The 15,341-nt window shown below is 53.4% G+C and carries 15 protein-coding genes and 6 tRNA genes; 18 read left to right on the forward strand and 3 right to left on the reverse strand.

Annotated features, from left to right (window positions below; all coding sequences use genetic code 11):
• Nucleotides 1-11: 11 nt before the first annotated feature.
• Nucleotides 12-767: a dihydrofolate reductase family protein gene (locus tag C5Y44_RS07100; protein ID WP_105324287.1), complete on the reverse strand. Its 756-nt coding sequence runs from the start codon at nucleotides 765-767 to the stop codon at nucleotides 12-14.
• A 241-nt stretch (nucleotides 768-1,008) separates the two neighbouring features.
• On the opposite strand from C5Y44_RS07100, the gene C5Y44_RS07105 reads away from it, so the two are divergent.
• The 15 genes from C5Y44_RS07105 (at nucleotide 1,009) to C5Y44_RS07175 (ending at nucleotide 10,768) form a co-directional block, all read left to right on the forward strand.
• Nucleotides 1,009-1,081: transfer RNA gene (locus C5Y44_RS07105), tRNA-Gly, on the forward strand.
• Nucleotides 1,082-1,111: 30 nt separating this feature from the next.
• Nucleotides 1,112-1,186: transfer RNA gene (locus C5Y44_RS07110), tRNA-Val, on the forward strand.
• A 19-nt stretch (nucleotides 1,187-1,205) separates the two neighbouring features.
• Nucleotides 1,206-1,278: transfer RNA gene (locus C5Y44_RS07115), tRNA-Gly, on the forward strand.
• A 48-nt stretch (nucleotides 1,279-1,326) separates the two neighbouring features.
• Nucleotides 1,327-1,397: transfer RNA gene (locus C5Y44_RS07120), tRNA-Cys, on the forward strand.
• A 30-nt stretch (nucleotides 1,398-1,427) separates the two neighbouring features.
• Nucleotides 1,428-1,499, forward strand: a tRNA-Val gene (locus C5Y44_RS07125).
• A 52-nt stretch (nucleotides 1,500-1,551) separates the two neighbouring features.
• A tRNA-Gly gene (locus C5Y44_RS07130) sits at nucleotides 1,552-1,627 on the forward strand.
• Nucleotides 1,628-1,947: 320 nt separating this feature from the next.
• Complete coding sequence (locus C5Y44_RS07135; RefSeq protein ID WP_105324288.1) at nucleotides 1,948-2,550, forward strand: copper resistance protein CopC; 603 nt, start codon at nucleotides 1,948-1,950, stop codon at nucleotides 2,548-2,550.
• A 74-nt stretch (nucleotides 2,551-2,624) separates the two neighbouring features.
• Nucleotides 2,625-3,257 (forward strand): copper chaperone PCu(A)C, encoded by a 633-nt coding sequence (locus tag C5Y44_RS07140; protein ID WP_105324289.1) that lies wholly within the window; start codon nucleotides 2,625-2,627, stop codon nucleotides 3,255-3,257.
• Between the two features lie 82 nt (nucleotides 3,258-3,339).
• On the forward strand, nucleotides 3,340-4,656 hold the full coding sequence (locus C5Y44_RS07145) for a Dyp-type peroxidase (RefSeq protein ID WP_105324366.1): 1,317 nt from the start codon (nucleotides 3,340-3,342) through the stop codon (nucleotides 4,654-4,656).
• A gap of 72 nt (nucleotides 4,657-4,728) precedes the next feature.
• Nucleotides 4,729-6,804, forward strand: coding sequence for a threonine--tRNA ligase (gene thrS / locus C5Y44_RS07150; protein ID WP_105324290.1), 2,076 nt, complete (start codon nucleotides 4,729-4,731; stop codon nucleotides 6,802-6,804).
• A gap of 91 nt (nucleotides 6,805-6,895) precedes the next feature.
• A complete protein-coding gene (locus C5Y44_RS07155) occupies nucleotides 6,896-7,507 on the forward strand; it encodes an HIT domain-containing protein (protein WP_066793702.1) in 612 nt (203 codons plus the stop codon).
• Nucleotides 7,500-8,138 carry a phosphatidylinositol phosphate synthase gene (gene pgsA / locus C5Y44_RS07160; RefSeq protein WP_105324291.1) on the forward strand — a complete coding sequence of 213 codons (639 nt, stop codon included), beginning with the start codon at nucleotides 7,500-7,502 and terminating at the stop codon, nucleotides 8,136-8,138. Before C5Y44_RS07155 ends, pgsA begins: the two co-directional genes overlap by 8 nt.
• Nucleotides 8,139-8,146: 8 nt before the next feature.
• Complete coding sequence (locus tag C5Y44_RS07165) at nucleotides 8,147-9,136, forward strand: phosphatidylinositol mannoside acyltransferase (RefSeq protein WP_105324292.1); 990 nt, start codon at nucleotides 8,147-8,149, stop codon at nucleotides 9,134-9,136.
• Nucleotides 9,137-9,139: 3 nt separating this feature from the next.
• Nucleotides 9,140-10,258, forward strand: a complete 1,119-nt coding sequence (locus C5Y44_RS07170; RefSeq protein WP_105324293.1) for a glycosyltransferase family 4 protein — start codon at nucleotides 9,140-9,142, stop codon at nucleotides 10,256-10,258.
• A 15-nt stretch (nucleotides 10,259-10,273) separates the two neighbouring features.
• A complete protein-coding gene (locus C5Y44_RS07175; RefSeq protein ID WP_105324294.1) occupies nucleotides 10,274-10,768 on the forward strand; it encodes a hypothetical protein in 495 nt (164 codons plus the stop codon).
• Here the strand turns inward: C5Y44_RS07175 and C5Y44_RS07180 are convergent.
• Together C5Y44_RS07180 and C5Y44_RS07185 are read right to left on the reverse strand one after the other, a co-directional pair.
• Nucleotides 10,749-12,089, reverse strand: a complete 1,341-nt coding sequence (locus tag C5Y44_RS07180) for a glycosyltransferase 87 family protein (protein ID WP_105324295.1) — start codon at nucleotides 12,087-12,089, stop codon at nucleotides 10,749-10,751. The two genes, C5Y44_RS07175 and C5Y44_RS07180, sit on opposite strands and share 20 nt — an antisense overlap.
• 57 nt (nucleotides 12,090-12,146) lie before the next feature.
• Entirely contained in the window at nucleotides 12,147-12,626 is a 480-nt protein-coding gene (locus C5Y44_RS07185) for a DUF3817 domain-containing protein (RefSeq protein ID WP_105324367.1), read from the reverse strand.
• A gap of 129 nt (nucleotides 12,627-12,755) precedes the next feature.
• Here C5Y44_RS07185 and C5Y44_RS07190 point away from each other — a divergent pair, with 129 nt between their 5' ends.
• The 3 genes from C5Y44_RS07190 to ruvC all read left to right on the forward strand — a co-directional run bounded on the left by C5Y44_RS07190 (nucleotide 12,756) and on the right by ruvC (nucleotide 15,269).
• Nucleotides 12,756-13,616: an acyl-CoA thioesterase II gene (locus C5Y44_RS07190; protein ID WP_233189893.1), complete on the forward strand. Its 861-nt coding sequence runs from the start codon at nucleotides 12,756-12,758 to the stop codon at nucleotides 13,614-13,616.
• Between the two features lie 122 nt (nucleotides 13,617-13,738).
• Nucleotides 13,739-14,494: a YebC/PmpR family DNA-binding transcriptional regulator gene (locus C5Y44_RS07195; RefSeq protein WP_105324296.1), complete on the forward strand. Its 756-nt coding sequence runs from the start codon at nucleotides 13,739-13,741 to the stop codon at nucleotides 14,492-14,494.
• A 208-nt stretch (nucleotides 14,495-14,702) separates the two neighbouring features.
• Nucleotides 14,703-15,269, forward strand: a complete 567-nt coding sequence (gene ruvC / locus C5Y44_RS07200; RefSeq protein WP_105324297.1) for a crossover junction endodeoxyribonuclease RuvC — start codon at nucleotides 14,703-14,705, stop codon at nucleotides 15,267-15,269.
• Nucleotides 15,270-15,341: the final 72 nt, after the last annotated feature.

Raw genomic sequence — 15,341 nt, forward strand, 5'->3', positions numbered from 1 at the left:
ACCGGCCGATATTACGGGTTACTGGGCACTGCGTAACGAAGAAACACCGTTGAATCGGTATCTACCACTACCTGCTCCAAGCTGAGCTGGAGGTTGCTGTTGTGTGAAATGCCAACGCTGGAGGCAGCTTTAGCGGAAACGAGATTCTTTTCCACATCCGTAGTTAGCGTTGGATCGAGCGTGAGATACAGCTGATCGAGCATCTTGTCGGCAATGAAGAGCCCAAAAATGCCTGGGCCGCCTTCACACACGATCCGATTAAGACCGCGTGCGCTTAAAGCCTGCACGATTTCGGTGGCGGTGCCATTGCCACTGTTGACCAATTCGACGCCGGCGCGCTGTAGCTCTTCGCGCTTGTCGGCGAGCTCTGGATCAGCAAGCGCTTGGTCACTCGCTACAACCAGCGGTGGGGTAATGGCTTCTTGGACGAACTTAGAGGCGACATCCACATTGAAAGAGTTGGTGATCACCGCGATGGGGGCAGGGTTGGGACGGTCCTTTGAAGGTTGAGCTCCGCCGTAATCTTCTGCGAGCACAGTGCGGCTGCCGACAACGATGACATCGGCGCGCTCTCGAAGTCCCAGCAGCACGGCGGTATCGAGCTCATTACCTAGTTCGCCGCTACTGCCATGCAGGCTGGCGGAACCAGACAAGGTAGAGATTTCAATAAAGCGCACATGCGGATGCGAGGGGTCAGGATCTGGTCCGATTACGTCTTCGACCTTCGGGGCGGAAGTAGGAAGGGAGATAAACGATGTGTCAGTCATAAGCCCAACCTAGTCTCATAGTGGCCACCATGTCCTCGCCTCGAGTTATTTCGTGCTTGGCAGGAATTACACGGTCGTAATTTAAGTGGCGGATTTTTCGCGATTTGAGGGTAGCTAAAGCGGGATTGAGCGGGGGATTTGGAAACTGGAGCCGCAAAGGATAAAGTTTCATATCGCAAGCCACCGCGAGCGTTTTAATCTGAGGTCATCTCAGAATGAAGTTTCAAGCGGTTAAAGCAGTGCGGATGTAGCGCAGTTGGTAGCGCATCACCTTGCCAAGGTGAGGGTCGCGAGTTCGAGTCTCGTCATCCGCTCAAAGTTTCACTACAATGGAACTTTCGTTAGCGCGATTAGCTCAGCGGTAGAGCACTACCTCGACACGGTAGGGGTCACTGGTTCAATCCCAGTATCGCGCACCAAGGGTAAAACCTTGAAAATGCGGATGTAGCGCAGTTGGTAGCGCATCACCTTGCCAAGGTGAGGGTCGCGAGTTCGAGTCTCGTCATCCGCTCTGGTTCTTTTACGGTTAGCCGTCAAAGTGCCTGAGGCGGTTCGCCACGGTGGAATGGCCGAGTGGTGAGGCAACGGTCTGCAAAACCGTGCACACGGGTTCGATTCCCGTTTCCACCTCAATTTGTGCTGTCCTAGGGGCAGGTACAAGCGCGATTAGCTCAGCGGTAGAGCACTACCTCGACACGGTAGGGGTCACTGGTTCAATCCCAGTATCGCGCACACGGATAACCACCTCGGTGGTAAATCCTAGAAACCGGGCCTGGTTTCGTTTGCGGATGTAGCGCAGTTGGTAGCGCATCACCTTGCCAAGGTGAGGGTCGCGAGTTCGAGTCTCGTCATCCGCTCCACATAAAAGGTGGGTCATTTCAAAGAAAGAATGACCCACCTTTTCGCATGCCCAAATGTCTTTCGGGTAGCGTCAACGACGCTACCCGCTGTGTTTGATATCACCACTGCGGCGCACGAAAGTCGGGATGAATTACTAAAGACAGTGGTGAGAATAAGTTCGTGCTGGCACGGTAGCGTGCCGTCAGCTTTCCCAAAGTACACCAAAGGAACTATTCTCAGCGGTGATACGACTAAATCCTTAGTACGCATTGAGTAAGCGTACTTTGTCTAACACGTGGGCTCACGACAGGAATTTCTTCCTGGAGCCAAGGAGTGAAAAATGATTCAATCATCGATCCATCTGGGACGGACCTTAACTGCCGGTGCACTTGTTGCGGGCCTGGGTTTGTCATCTGCCTTGTTGGCACCCGTTGCGTCGGCGCATGACACCGCAATTGGCGGTAGCATCACTGAAGGCGACGTACTGGATGAATTCCCAGAAGAGATCACGATTGAGTTCTCTGCAATTCCACGCGACGGATTCAATAACTTTGCAGTCACCGATCAAGCCACCGGCGAAGTACTATTTTCTGAAGAACCAGAAATTAACGAGCGCGAGCTGACCATCACTACGCCAGAGGATCAAGACCCAGGCAATGGCGACTACATGCTCGGATTCCAAATTACTTCCTCCGATGGGCATGCCACCCGCGGCGGTATCTCTTTCAGCGTTGAATCCGGTGAAGAAACCGCCAGTGCTTCAGAAACCGCCAACGGTGCGGCAGATGACTCTGAAGGGGCCGAAACTCCTGCGGAAGCAGCAGAAGAAGCCGAAGGCATGAGCACCTGGATGAAGTGGGCACTTGCCGGAGTCGGTGTGCTGGCTGTCATCGCAGTCCTAGCGGTGATGCTGGCTAAGCGCCGCGGATACGACGCAGAATAGTTTTCTTTCACAGAAGTTCGATTCATTTTTAACCTTTACGCCGCCTTAATGAAGGCGGAGAAAGTTTTATCGCAATGTTAAAGCACCCTCGCATTTTCGTGTCCATCGTTGCTGCCTCAGCCTTGGTATTGGCAGGCTGTAGCAATTCTGAGCAGGACTCCACGCAAAATGATTCCGCGCCAGAAACCGCTGCGAATGCTCCTGCTGAATCAGACGCTGATGACGCAGACGACAACGATGACGCGGACGATGCTGATGATGCCTTGGATTTTGAGGACGCAGTAGTGCGTGCGATGGCTGAAGATGCCGATATGACGGCGATTTTTGGCACCCTGGTCAACGAATCTAATGAAGATATTGAGATCGTGGCCTTTAGCTCCAGCGTGGACGCTGGTATCAATGAGATCCACGAAACCGTAGACGGTCAGATGCGGGAGATGGAAGAGCCACTAATTATCCCAGCCGGTGAATCCGTGGCCCTGGAACCAGGTGGGGCACACTTTATGCTCATGGACGTCAAGGAACCAGTCATGGCTGGCGATGAAGTCACCCTGACAGTTGAGCTGGCTGATGGCTCGACCGAAGAATTTGATGACATCCCAGTGCGCACCATTGGCGCCGGCGATGAAAACTACGGCGATCTAGGTCATGACCACGGTGATCATGCTGGTGAGGAACACGACGACCACGATGATAACGACGAATAGCACGATCACTAATCTGTTCAGCTTTTAAGGTTTTGGTTTTGTGCCTTAAGTAGGCACAGTGTTCAAGAAGGTGAATATTTTCATGGTTGAGCTCGACCGACGAGCACTTCTAATTCGCGGCGGCCTAGCCAGCGGTCTTGCTGCGACCGGCGCAATTATTGCGGGGTGCACTACACCCGAAGTAAAGAACGCAGCTGCAGCAAATACCGCGTCCACTGAGCAGGCAGATATAGAGACTTTCCTCAAAGACGCGATGGTTCCGTTTGATGGCAAGCATCAAGCCGGCATCACCGCGAGCTCGCACGCCGTGTTGAACCTTTTAGGTTTCAACCTCAAAGACACCGTGGGGAAGAAGGAATTCACCAATTTGATGCGGTTATGGACCGCAGACGCCAGGGCACTGTGTACATCGGAAACTCCGGTTGGCTCGCTTGAACCAGAGATGGCAGATACTCCCGCCAATCTCACGATTACTTGTGGGCTCGGGGAGCGGGTCTTTGACGTCATTGGTGCTTCAAAACTCAGGCCGAAGTGGCTGCGTGATGTTGAAGCATTTGACCGCGATAAGTTAGATCCTGCGTGGGGGCAAACCGATATCGTCTTGCAGATCTGCTGTGATGACCCGGTCACAGCAGGCCATGCCATGCGGCATATGATTCGCGCTGGCCAAGATTATGCGCAGGTGAAGTGGCTCCAGCAAGGCTATGGCCACGCCTACGGTGCCGGCGGTAAGGGCGATACTCCGCGCAATCACTTTGGCCAATTAGACGGCACCGTCAACCCGCGCAGTGACGAAGAAATGGACCAGCAGGTGTGGATCGATGAAGGTCCGCAGTGGGCGCGCGGTGGAACCTCGATGGTGGTGCGCCGCATTCGCATGAATCTTGACACCTGGGAGAAGCTTGACCGGAAGTCACGCGAAAATTCCATTGGGCGCAAGCTTGATAACGGTGCGCCGTTAACTGGTGAAGAAGAATTCGATAAGCCGGATTTTGACGCGGTGGATAAATACGGTCTTCCCACCATCGACCGCAATTCGCACATTGCGCGTGCCCAAGCACCAGATGGCAAGCCGCAGGAGCGCATGCTGCGCCGTGCTTTTAACTACGATATGCAACCGGACTACGCGCCGATCTCAGAAACCGGCTTCGTTAATGACGAGGAAGAGATCTCGGGTACCGACGTACAGTTATCGAATTCCGGACTGGTCTTTATTTGTTTCCAGAAAGACATGACCAAGGTTTTTGAACCGATGCAAAGGCGCATGGATGAAGTGGATCTGCTTAATGAGTGGATCACACATATCGGTTCTGCCGTGTACTTTGTCCCACCGGGAGTGCAATCCGGCGGAACCACGGGGACCTTTTGGGCGGAAACCTTAATAGACGCGGTAGGATAACCGGGTTAGAACTTGTACATCAGGGTGGCGGCCAGGTAAGCCGTTTTTCCCATTAGCGCAAAGGAGCGCAGCATGTCAGAAGCAATCGCCGCAACTACGGTCAATTATGAGCCGTTTACCTGCCCTGCAGGCACAGCAGTCGGTACTGCGATGAGGGAGCTGGGTCTGCCCAATAAAGGACCTGAGGCGGTTGTCGTCGTTCGTGATGCAGAAGGTCAACTGAAAGATCTCGCTCACGTCCCTGCTGAAGATGGCGTATTCACCCCCGTCGCAGCTTCTGAAGAAGACGGCCGCGCTGTTATTCGCCACTCGTGCGCGCACGTTTTGGCACAGGCTGTCCAAGCTGAATTTCCGGGCACCAAGTTGGGCATTGGCCCGGCAATTGAAAATGGCTTTTACTACGATTTTCAGACTGAGGAACCATTTACTCCAGAAGATCTGAAGACCATCGAGAAGCGGATGAAGAAGATCATCAAAACTGGCCAGCGCTTTGAGCGTGGCGTGTTTGCTTCCAATGAAGAAGCCGCAGAAGCCTTGCGTGATGAGCCATTCAAGCTGGAACTCATCGAGGATAAGGGCAATGTTGACCCGAATTCCGATGAAGCAACTGAAGTCGGCGCCGGCGAGCTGACCTACTATGACAACGTCAATCCACGCACCAATGAGGTGGAGTGGTCTGACTTGTGCCGTGGTCCGCACCTTCCGACCACCAAGTACATTCCTGCCTTTACCTTGACGCGCTCTTCTGCTGCCTACTGGCGCGGTGACCAGGATAATGCTGGTCTGCAGCGCATTTACGGCACCGCTTGGGAATCCAAGGAATCCCTTGAGGCTTACCAGCACATGATGGAAGAGGCTGAAAAGCGTGACCACCGCCGTCTGGGCGCAGAGCTAGACCTCTTTAGCTTTCCCGATGACTTGGGATCTGGTCTGCCAGTATTCCACCCAAACGGCGGCATCGTTCGCACGGAAATGGAAGAGCATTCACGCCGTCGCCACATTGAGGCCGGCTACTCTTTCGTCAACACTCCGCACATCACCAAGCAGGACCTCTTTGAGCGTTCCGGTCACCTTGGTTTCTACAAAGACGGCATGTTCCCACCAATGCACGTCGATGCTGAATATGACGAAGAGGGCAATGAGACCAAGCCTGGGCAGGACTACTACCTCAAGCCCATGAACTGTCCGATGCACAACCTCATCTTCGATACCCGTGGTCGTTCTTACCGTGAGCTTCCGCTGCGTATTTTTGAGTTCGGCACCGTGTACCGCTATGAAAAGTCCGGGGTTATCCACGGTCTGACCCGTGCGCGTGGCTTTACTCAAGATGATGCGCATATCTACTGCACCGATGATCAGTTGGAAGATGAGCTGACGTCAGTTCTGGACTTCGTTATTTCCTTGCTCAAGGACTACGGTCTGGATGATTTCTACCTCGAGCTGTCTACCCGCGACCCAAAGAAGTCCGTGGGCTCTGATGAAATCTGGGAGCGTTCAACGGAAATCCTTGCACGCGTTGCTGAGAAGTCTGGTCTGGAGCTAGTTCCAGACCCAGAAGGCGCTGCCTTCTACGGCCCTAAGATCTCTGTTCAGGCACGTGACGCGATTGGCCGTACCTGGCAGATGTCTACCGTGCAGTTGGACTTCAACATGCCAGAGCGCTTTAACCTGGAGTACACCGCTTCTGATGGTTCCAAGAAGCAGCCAATTATGATCCACCGCGCGCTCTTTGGCTCTATTGAGCGCTTCTTCGGCGTGCTGCTGGAGCACTACGCTGGCGCTTTCCCAGCATGGTTGGCGCCACACCAGGTCGTAGGTATTCCAGTGTCTGAGGACAACGTCGAGCACCTCAACCAGGTTATTGCGAAACTGCGCAAGAAGGGCATTCGCGCTGAGGTCGACACCTCGGATGACCGCATGCAGAAAAAGATTCGCAACCACACCACGGGCAAGGTGCCGTTCATGTTGCTCGCTGGCGCACGTGATGCTGAAGCGGATGCAGTATCCTTCCGCTTCCTCGATGGTTCCCAAGCCAACGGCATCCAGGTTGATGAAGCAGTCGAGCTCATTGCCAACTGGATTGCAGAGCGTGAGAACACCCAGCCGAATCAAGAAAACATCGAGGCTCGTCGCAGTCAAGATGCCTAAGCTAGCGGTTTAGGTACTTTACCCACCCCAGATAACCTTGCACAGACCTCGCCGCATGTTAGCGGCGAGAAGAAAGGACACGTTTGCCGTCATGGCTAATTCTTCCAAATCCTATGAACACACAGGACAAGAGGAAGTTGACGTGTATGTGGACTCTGGGGTGGGACAGCCAGACCGTTTAGAGCGGATTTGGGCGCCTTTTCGTATGGCGTATATCAAAAAGCGAACTCAAGACCCGTTTGTAGAAGCGCCAAAGAAAACAGATGAAGACGCATTAATCATTGCGCGCGGCGAAGAGGTCTATGCACTTTTAAATCTCTTTCCCTATAACGCAGGCCATCTCATGGTGGTGCCTTATCGCAAGGTTGCTAACTTCGAGGACCTTACTGACTCCGAAACCATGGAGCTTATGGCTTTTGTGAAAAAGTCGATCCGAGTGCTCAAGAAGATTTCGAATCCAGAAGGAATTAACGTCGGTTTTAACTTAGGTAAAGCCTCTGGCGGGTCGGTGGGAGACCATCTTCACATGCATGTCGTGCCGCGCTGGTCTGGGGACAGCAACTTTATGACTATCCTTGATGGCACGAAGGTCTTGCCGCAATTGTTGAAAGAAACACGGGAAGCCCTTGCCCAAGGCTGGCAGGAAATTGAGTTGGAGGATAGCCAAATGGAGGCTTCAAGAATGGAGAACCCCAGTGCTTAGCGTGCACGGGCGCAAGCCCGCAGCAGTGGTTGTCGAACCAGTCGCCCGCGGATTCCTCAAAGTAGGACTAACGCCTAATGCAGTAACACTCATCGGCACCTTTGTCACCATCGCTATTACCGTGACGCTCATTCCGAGTGGCCATCTTTTTGCCGCGGCAGTATTTTCCGGAATCTTCGCGGCCTTCGACATGGTCGATGGCACTATGGCGCGTTTAAGCGGTGGGGCTACAAAATTTGGTGCAACGCTTGATGCTAGTTGTGACCGGATTACCGACGGTGCTCTTTTTGCTGCCATCATCTGGTACCTCATCTACTTTGACAATGCGCATCCCGCAACCATCTTTGCAGCACTTGTGGTCTTGGTGACCTCCCAGGTCATCTCCTATGTCAAAGCCCGCGGTGAAGCATCAGGCTTTTCGATGATCGGTGGGCTCATCGAGCGTCCTGAGCGCTTGATTTTAGGATTGGTTGGTATTGGCCTCGAAGGGCTTGGCGTTCCTTATATTCTTCCGGTGTGCTTGTGGTTGTTGGCTATCGGTTCGATTTTTACCGTTTATCAGCGGTTGATGCAGGCGTATAAGCAAGATAGGCGGGAAAACCCTAAAGCGCCAGGGGCCAAAACAGCTTAAGGGGCTAGATGAGAATTAAGGACGATATTTCTGCCGCCGGCTATTTTGCGGGGTGGAGCCTGGTCAAGCACCTGCCTGTGCCACTAGCCAAATGGCTCTTTAACAAGGTGGCAGATAAGGTCTCGCACGATGGCGCAGGGATGGAACAGCTACGCCGCAATTTGATGCGCGTAGTGGGGCCGGAAAACGTCACCCGTGAACTAGTGCGGGATTCCATGCGTTCTTATATGCGCTATTGGATGGAAGCATTTCGCTTGCAGTCCTTATCGCAGGATGCAGATTTGCATCGTCAGCTGCTGGCAGGGCTTGAAGGCAAAGAGCTTCTCGATGCCTCCTTGAATTCGCCTAAGGGCACCATTCTGGCGCTGACCCACAGTGGCAACTGGGACATGGCTGGCGTATTTTTGGTCGGCTATAACGGTCCTTTTACCACCGTTGCAGAACGTGTCCAGCCGGAAAGCTTGTTTAAGGCTTTCGTGGATTACCGGCAGGCGCTTGGTTTTAAGGTCATAGCTCTTACCGGTGGTGAGCAGCCGCCTTATGAGCAGCTGAAGCAAGCTTTAGAATCAGGGGAAGTGGTGTGTCTGCTTTCCGAGCGTGATTTAACGCGGCATGGCGTGGAGGTAGATTTCTTCGGCGAGCCGTGCAATATGGCCACTGGCCCTGCACGTTTAGCGCAGGAGACCGGTGCTCATCTGCACGCAGTCCATTGCTTTTTCCACGACGACAACGACGATGAGTCTGGTGCATCAGTTGCAGGTGGCAGCCCGCGGTGGGGTATGACGGTCTCGGAACCGGTTGAGGTCGACGACATCAAGACAACAACGCAAAGCCTTGCTCGGCACTTCGAAAAATTCCTCCGCCGCCGGCCTCAAGATTGGCACATGCTGCAACCGCAGTGGAATGTCGATATTGAACAACGCCGGCTCAAGCGCGCGGAGCGCGAGAGCTATGAGCAAAAGCAAGCTGCGCAGCAGAAGAAAAAGGGGAGGAAATAGCAGGTGCGAATTGGTTTAGTGTGCCCGTATTCCTTCGACGAACCAGGCGGAGTTCAAGCGCATATGCTTGACCTTGCCACGGTTTTTATTGACCAGGGCCATTTTGTACAGGTTCTGGGTCCGGCTTCAGCAGAGACCGATGTCCCGGACTTTGTGGTCAAAGGTGGCGGTTCCATCCCGATTTCTTATAACGGGTCTGTCGCGCGGCTTTCTATCGGACCGCAGGTTACTCGCCGCGTTAAAGAATTTATTCGTGATGGTGACTTTGATGTCTTGCATATTCACGAGCCAAATTCCCCGAGCTACTCCATGCGGGCTCTGAGCATCGCCGAGGGGCCCATTGTTGCAACGTATCATGCTTCTGCGGCGAGCTCACGGCTTTTGCAGTTGGCGCGTCCGGTCCTCAGCCCGATGTTGGAAAAAATTCGCGGGGGCATTGCTGTCTCGGAGATGGCGCGGCGTTGGCAAGTGGAACAACTGGGCGGCGACCCGATTTTGATTCCTAATGGCGTGGATACCTCAGTGTATGCAGCGGCGCGCCAACACAGCAACGCTGCGTCTAACAACGCGGACGACGCGACTGAAGGACCCCTGGAGATTGTCTTTTTGGGCCGCCTTGATGAATCACGTAAGGGGCTTGATGTTCTCTTGGATGCGCTTGAGCACATCGATCGTCCCATCCGCGTAACCGTGATGGGTGGAGGCCATGCTCGATCGCGTCCTGGCGTGGATTTTGTCGGGCGAGTCTCCGATCTAGACAAAGCTCGGATTCTGGGCCGCGCGGATATCTACGTGGCGCCGAATCGTGGTGGCGAATCCTTTGGCATTGTCTTAGTTGAGGCGATGGCCGCGGGGTGCGCTGTAGTTGCCAGTGATTTAGAGGCGTTTGCGGCGGTGTGCAACGTGGAAGCTGAACAGCCTGCCGGCTTGCTGTTTAAAAATGGCGATGCCCGCGACTTGGCTGCAAAGATCACGCGGCTTATCGATGATGAGCACGAACGCCGTGCCCTGATCTCCGCAGGTATCCAACGTGCCGAGCAATATGACTGGGACCATGTAGCAGCCGCGGTGATGCAGGTTTATGAAACTGTCCAAGACGGAACTAAAGTTCGGGTCGGCTAAGGAGCAGCGCTTTTCATGAATACGATTGTGCTCATCGTCATCACGGTGATCATCACAGTTATTGCGCTGTGGGCATATTTCACCGCACAGCGGCTTAATACCTTGCACATCCGCACAGATGCTGCCTTGGCCCAGCTGCAAGCGATGCTGGACCGACGCGCAGCCGTTATCGGCGTGTTGGTTCCGGCTCTCGCGCCGATTGCCCTGCAAGCAGAAGGTGTTGCGCTCCGCCACGGGAAATTTGATGAGCGCTCACAACGTGAACGTGAGCTGAATGTGGAAATCCACAAGTTCTTCGACGCTGATGAGCAATTAGCTGCCAGCGTATCGGCGAATCCGCAATTGGTGGATGCGGAAACACGCGTTCAATTAGCGCACCGTTTTTATAATGAAGCAGTATCCGATACTCGGGCTTTACGTTTGCGCCCAACAGTACGTGTGCTGCGTCTGGGAGGCACGGCTCCGCTGCCAGAATTTTTTGAATACTCTTTTAGTCTCGAGCGTCCATAGCAACTGGCGCTTCCGCCAGATGCTGCTGCGCAGTTGATTGCTCGGACTGAGCACGAGCTTCACACCACGCTTCGCACCTTGCTTCGAGCGCGAGCCAGCACAGCGCAAGCACAGTCATAATAACGATGAGAAGATTGCGCAGCGCGAGTGCTGCCACTGGTGCGAACTCGACACCCACCTGGGACCAAATAAAGTTGTAGTTGCTGGGATAGACGTAACTGCCTAAAGCGGCAGTTACGAGCGTTAGTACAGCTAAGGACACCATGAGGATGAAAATAGCCCGGTGAGTTCTAGGATGTTTGAGCTGGTGCTCAGACATCTCCGGTTGGCGTAGTGCAACTGCGAGCAGCGGTGCAAACCAAACAATATACTGCGGGGAAAAGACTTTATTGGTGATAATCAACAACAAGATCATCACGCCGAAAAAGGCGATGGTGCTCCGTGGATTCCAACCACCAGCCAGAAAACGCCACAGTGCCCAGGCCAAAGCGAAAGCTATAGCGGCGGCCATGGAGTAGGTGGACCAGCCAATGGCTTGATCGACGCCGGGGCCGGAGATTTCAAAGCTCTTTGATTCGGCATAGCCCATTTCCCACCGCGTAGGCTCATAAAAGGCCTGGTAAACAAAAGGTGTGGCGAATACGGATTCTATCTGTAAACCGCGATCGCTTTGATAGGTCAAGGGGCTTAAAAGACGCTGCCAGCCGCTGGTTACTACCGTGATGGCGCACAACGCGACAAGCGCGGTGAAAAAGCTCAACAACCTCAACCATGACTTGCGGTTGCTCAACCGACCAACAAGACCGGCAGCTAGAACGCCTGGCCAGAGCTTCATCGTGGTCGCAAAAGCCAGTAGCGCTGAAGCAATATTTGGCCACTTCACCAAGCACGCTGCAGCAGCGGCGACCGTAAGGGCTGGGAAAATATCGAGCCGCATGTAGAAGACTTGGCCAGTCAATGTGCCGAAGAAGATCCAGAACCAGCCAGCAAGCCATACCCGTGGGTTTGCGTGGTGATTGCTTAGGACAAGGGCGAGGAATAGGGCATCGACAAGCATGCACATCAGAACAAAAGCGATGTAGAAAGCATCGATATGATCGCCGATGAGTGCAGTGAGTATCTCCACTGGCCAAGTCCCCGCATGCGGGTACTCAGTCATCATGGTGGTGGGCTCATTGCCCAAGATGCCGTAGAAGTAATAAGCAACATCCCCGCGCGGGGAATGATCGCGGAAAATGATTAAGCCCAACATGATGCGGGCTATCACCCACGCGGTCCAAATCGCTGGAATGGTAGCGAATAGACGCCTTAGAACTGGCATGCGCTTATGGCCTTTGTGTAGTTGTCAGTGGTTTGCAGAGTGCACAAACGATGCACTCTAGTTGGTTTGGCCCTCAATAGCGGACTCCACATCAACCGGTGGGCCCAGGTACAACAAGACACTGAAGGCGATGATGACAATGACTAGCACAATTAAAATGGAGCGAACAGGGTGGCGTACAACCTGCGCTAGAACATTGTCGAAGATTCCCTGCGGCTTTTCATCGCGATTATGAAAGCGCCAGCCACCTTCCAGCAGGCCCTTGCGATCTGCCCAGATGGCAAAAGGCAGCGCTGCCCACGGAATGACGGAGACAACAAGGCCTACAATGCCAATTCCCACAGGCCAGCGATTATTGATCCAGACCAAGGCCGTGATGAAAATAAAGCACAGGAAGCCGAAACCATGGATTCCTCCGGCTACAGGAACAACAGCTTCTGTCACGCCTGAGTATTTGAGGATCATCCCTAAGATCAGGAAGGTCCAGGTAAACATTTCTAGATAGGCGACTACTCGATGTAGTTTCTTCGGCATCATATCCAACATGGTAACTAACAGCTGGTGAAATTGACGTACCGGACGGGCATGCAACGCTTTGGTATTGCTCACATATGATGGAGAGATTGACCATCTAGAAGTTAAGAGAAATCTACTAAGGAGAATAAAGTGACCACTAGCGACTCAACGTCGGCAGCAAAGGCGCAGTCTGTCCACGACGTCTTGGACATGAAGCCTTTAGGCGATAGAAAATTCTTAGGTCCTTCGGTTCCCTCTGCTTTTACCCGGACTTTCGGCGGACAGGTTGTGGCGCAGGCACTTCGCGCTGCACAACTGACTGTCGAGGGCAAACGTGCACACTCTTTGCATAGCTACTTTTTAGAAGGCGGCATTGCCGCTCAGCCTATCGAGTTTGAGGTTGAACATGTACGTGATGGACGTACTTTTTCCTGCCGCCGTGTGGAAGGCTTCCAAAACGGCAAGCGCATGATGATTATGACCGTCAATTTCCACCACGATAAGGACCGCGGACCAGAACATGCCACCGCCATGCCCCAGGTTCCAGGACCTGAGGAAGCTATTGACCATTTAGAGATTCGTCCGCGCTCTGCACAAAAACGCCAGCTCGATTGGATGGATTGGGATATCCGCGCGGTTGAAGAATCAAAGCTGACCGAGGAGCAACTACACCCTGCAGGACAGGGCACCCACCAGTACCTCTGGTTTAAAAACACCGGTGTGATGGGCGAAGATCAGGATGTGCACCAAGCTGCGCTGACTTATTTATCCGATATGACTTTGCTGTATACGGCATTGCTGGATCACCCAGAGCAAGAATTGCAGGTAGCTAGCCTCGATCATGCCATGTGGTTCTTGCGTCCAGTGCGTGTCGATGAATGGCTATTAGTAGATCAGTATTCGCCCTCAGCTGGAGGCGGAGTGGGCCTGACCAAGGGGAATGTGTACAACCAGCAAGGTGAACTAGTAGCTGTGTTGTCCCAAGAAGGGCTCATGCGCGAGCCTAACTAGCGTGTATTTTCTTGTTCGCAGCTGCATTTTCTCGTGCTCGGTGCGCGGGGGATAGTACTGATAACTGCAGAAGAACGTATAGTTGATCGCAAGCTAATTTTTAACGTACGAAAGGTAACTTGATGGCAGGCCACTCAAAGTGGGCAACTACGAAGCATAAAAAGGCCGCGAATGACGCCAAGCGCGGCAAAGAATTCGCAAAGATGGTCAAAAACATCGAAGTTGCAGCGCGTACCGGTGGCGGTGACCCGGCGGCCAACCCAACCCTGGACGACATGATCAAAAAGGCCAAGAAGGCCTCCGTCCCCAACGACAACATCGAGCGCGCGCGCAAGCGTGGCTCCGGCGAAGAAGCCGGCGGTGCGGACTGGGAAAACATCATGTACGAAGGCTATGGCCCCAATGGTGTTGCCATGCTGATTGAGTGTTTGACTGATAACCGCAACCGCGCGGCTACCGAGGTGCGCACCGCGATGTCTCGCAACGGTGGCAACCTCGGTGAATCCGGCTCGGTCGCGTACATGTTTACCCGCACCGGTGTGGTTTTGGTGAAAAAGGGCGAACTAGAAGTCGATGACGTTCTCATGGCTGTCCTTGAAGCAGGCGCTGAGGATGTCCACGACTTGGGTGAGTTCTTTGAGGTTACCTGCCAGCCCACCGATATCTCTGCTGTGAAGGAAGCTTTGGAAGCGGCTGAGATTGAAGTGGAAGATTCCGACCAAGACTTCCGCGCTTCGGTTGAGGTAGCACTCGGTGTAGATGATGCTAAGAAGATCATGCGCCTAATTGACGCTCTGGAAGAATCTGATGATGTACAAAACGTGTACACCAACATGGATCTTTCAGAAGACGTGCTTGCTGCATTGGACGAAGGCTAAGACTTGAGAGCATTTTCGTGGCTTTAGTCCACTGATTCGAAACACTAAGAGTGCACCTAAGTTCCACACCGTGGGCATAGGTGCACTTCTTTGTCACTTACATGTGGTAGAACATATGTGTGAGGATAACTGATGCCTGAGGCCTAACTTAGCGCATCGACAAGGACATAAAGCCGGTGAGATCAGCGGCAAAAGGACGGTATAGCCAATGAACCTTGAGGGTTTGCGCGTCATGGGCATTGACCCTGGCTTAACCCGCTGTGGTCTTTCCGTAGTACAAGCTGGCCGCGGTCGCGCCGTCATCCCCATCTCTGTGGGTGTTGCGCGCACCCCACCAGAGGAAGAATTGGCACAACGCTTGCTTCGTCTTTCCAATGCGGTGGAGGAGTGGATGGATGATTACCAGCCGGATGTAGTCGCGATTGAAAGATTATTTGAACGCGGTAATGTCTCCACGGTATTGCACACGGCCCACGGTGTTGGCGTATTGATGCTGGCTGCAGCCAAGCGCGATATACCGGTTTATATGTACACTCCTTCGGAAGTGAAAAAGGCTATCTCTGGCAATGGTCGTGCTGATAAGAAACAGATGACCACCATGATTACCCGTATCCTCGGATTGAGTGAAGCGCCGAAGCCGGCGGATGCTGCCGATGCTTTGGCACTCGCGGTCTGTCACTGTTGGCGAGCGCCAGTTATCCAACGTGCAGAGATGGCGCAACAGCAGATGAAAAAGCTGGAGGAAGAACGCCGCAAGCAAGCAGCGAATAAGTAATGGGCACGCGTAAATCTAATAGCGGCCAAATATGGGGAACCAATGTGTTGCATGCTGCGTCAGAAACAGCAA

It is taken from the genome of Corynebacterium sp. J010B-136 (assembly GCF_002967075.1).
Taxonomy (GTDB): Bacteria; Actinomycetota; Actinomycetes; order Mycobacteriales; family Mycobacteriaceae; genus Corynebacterium.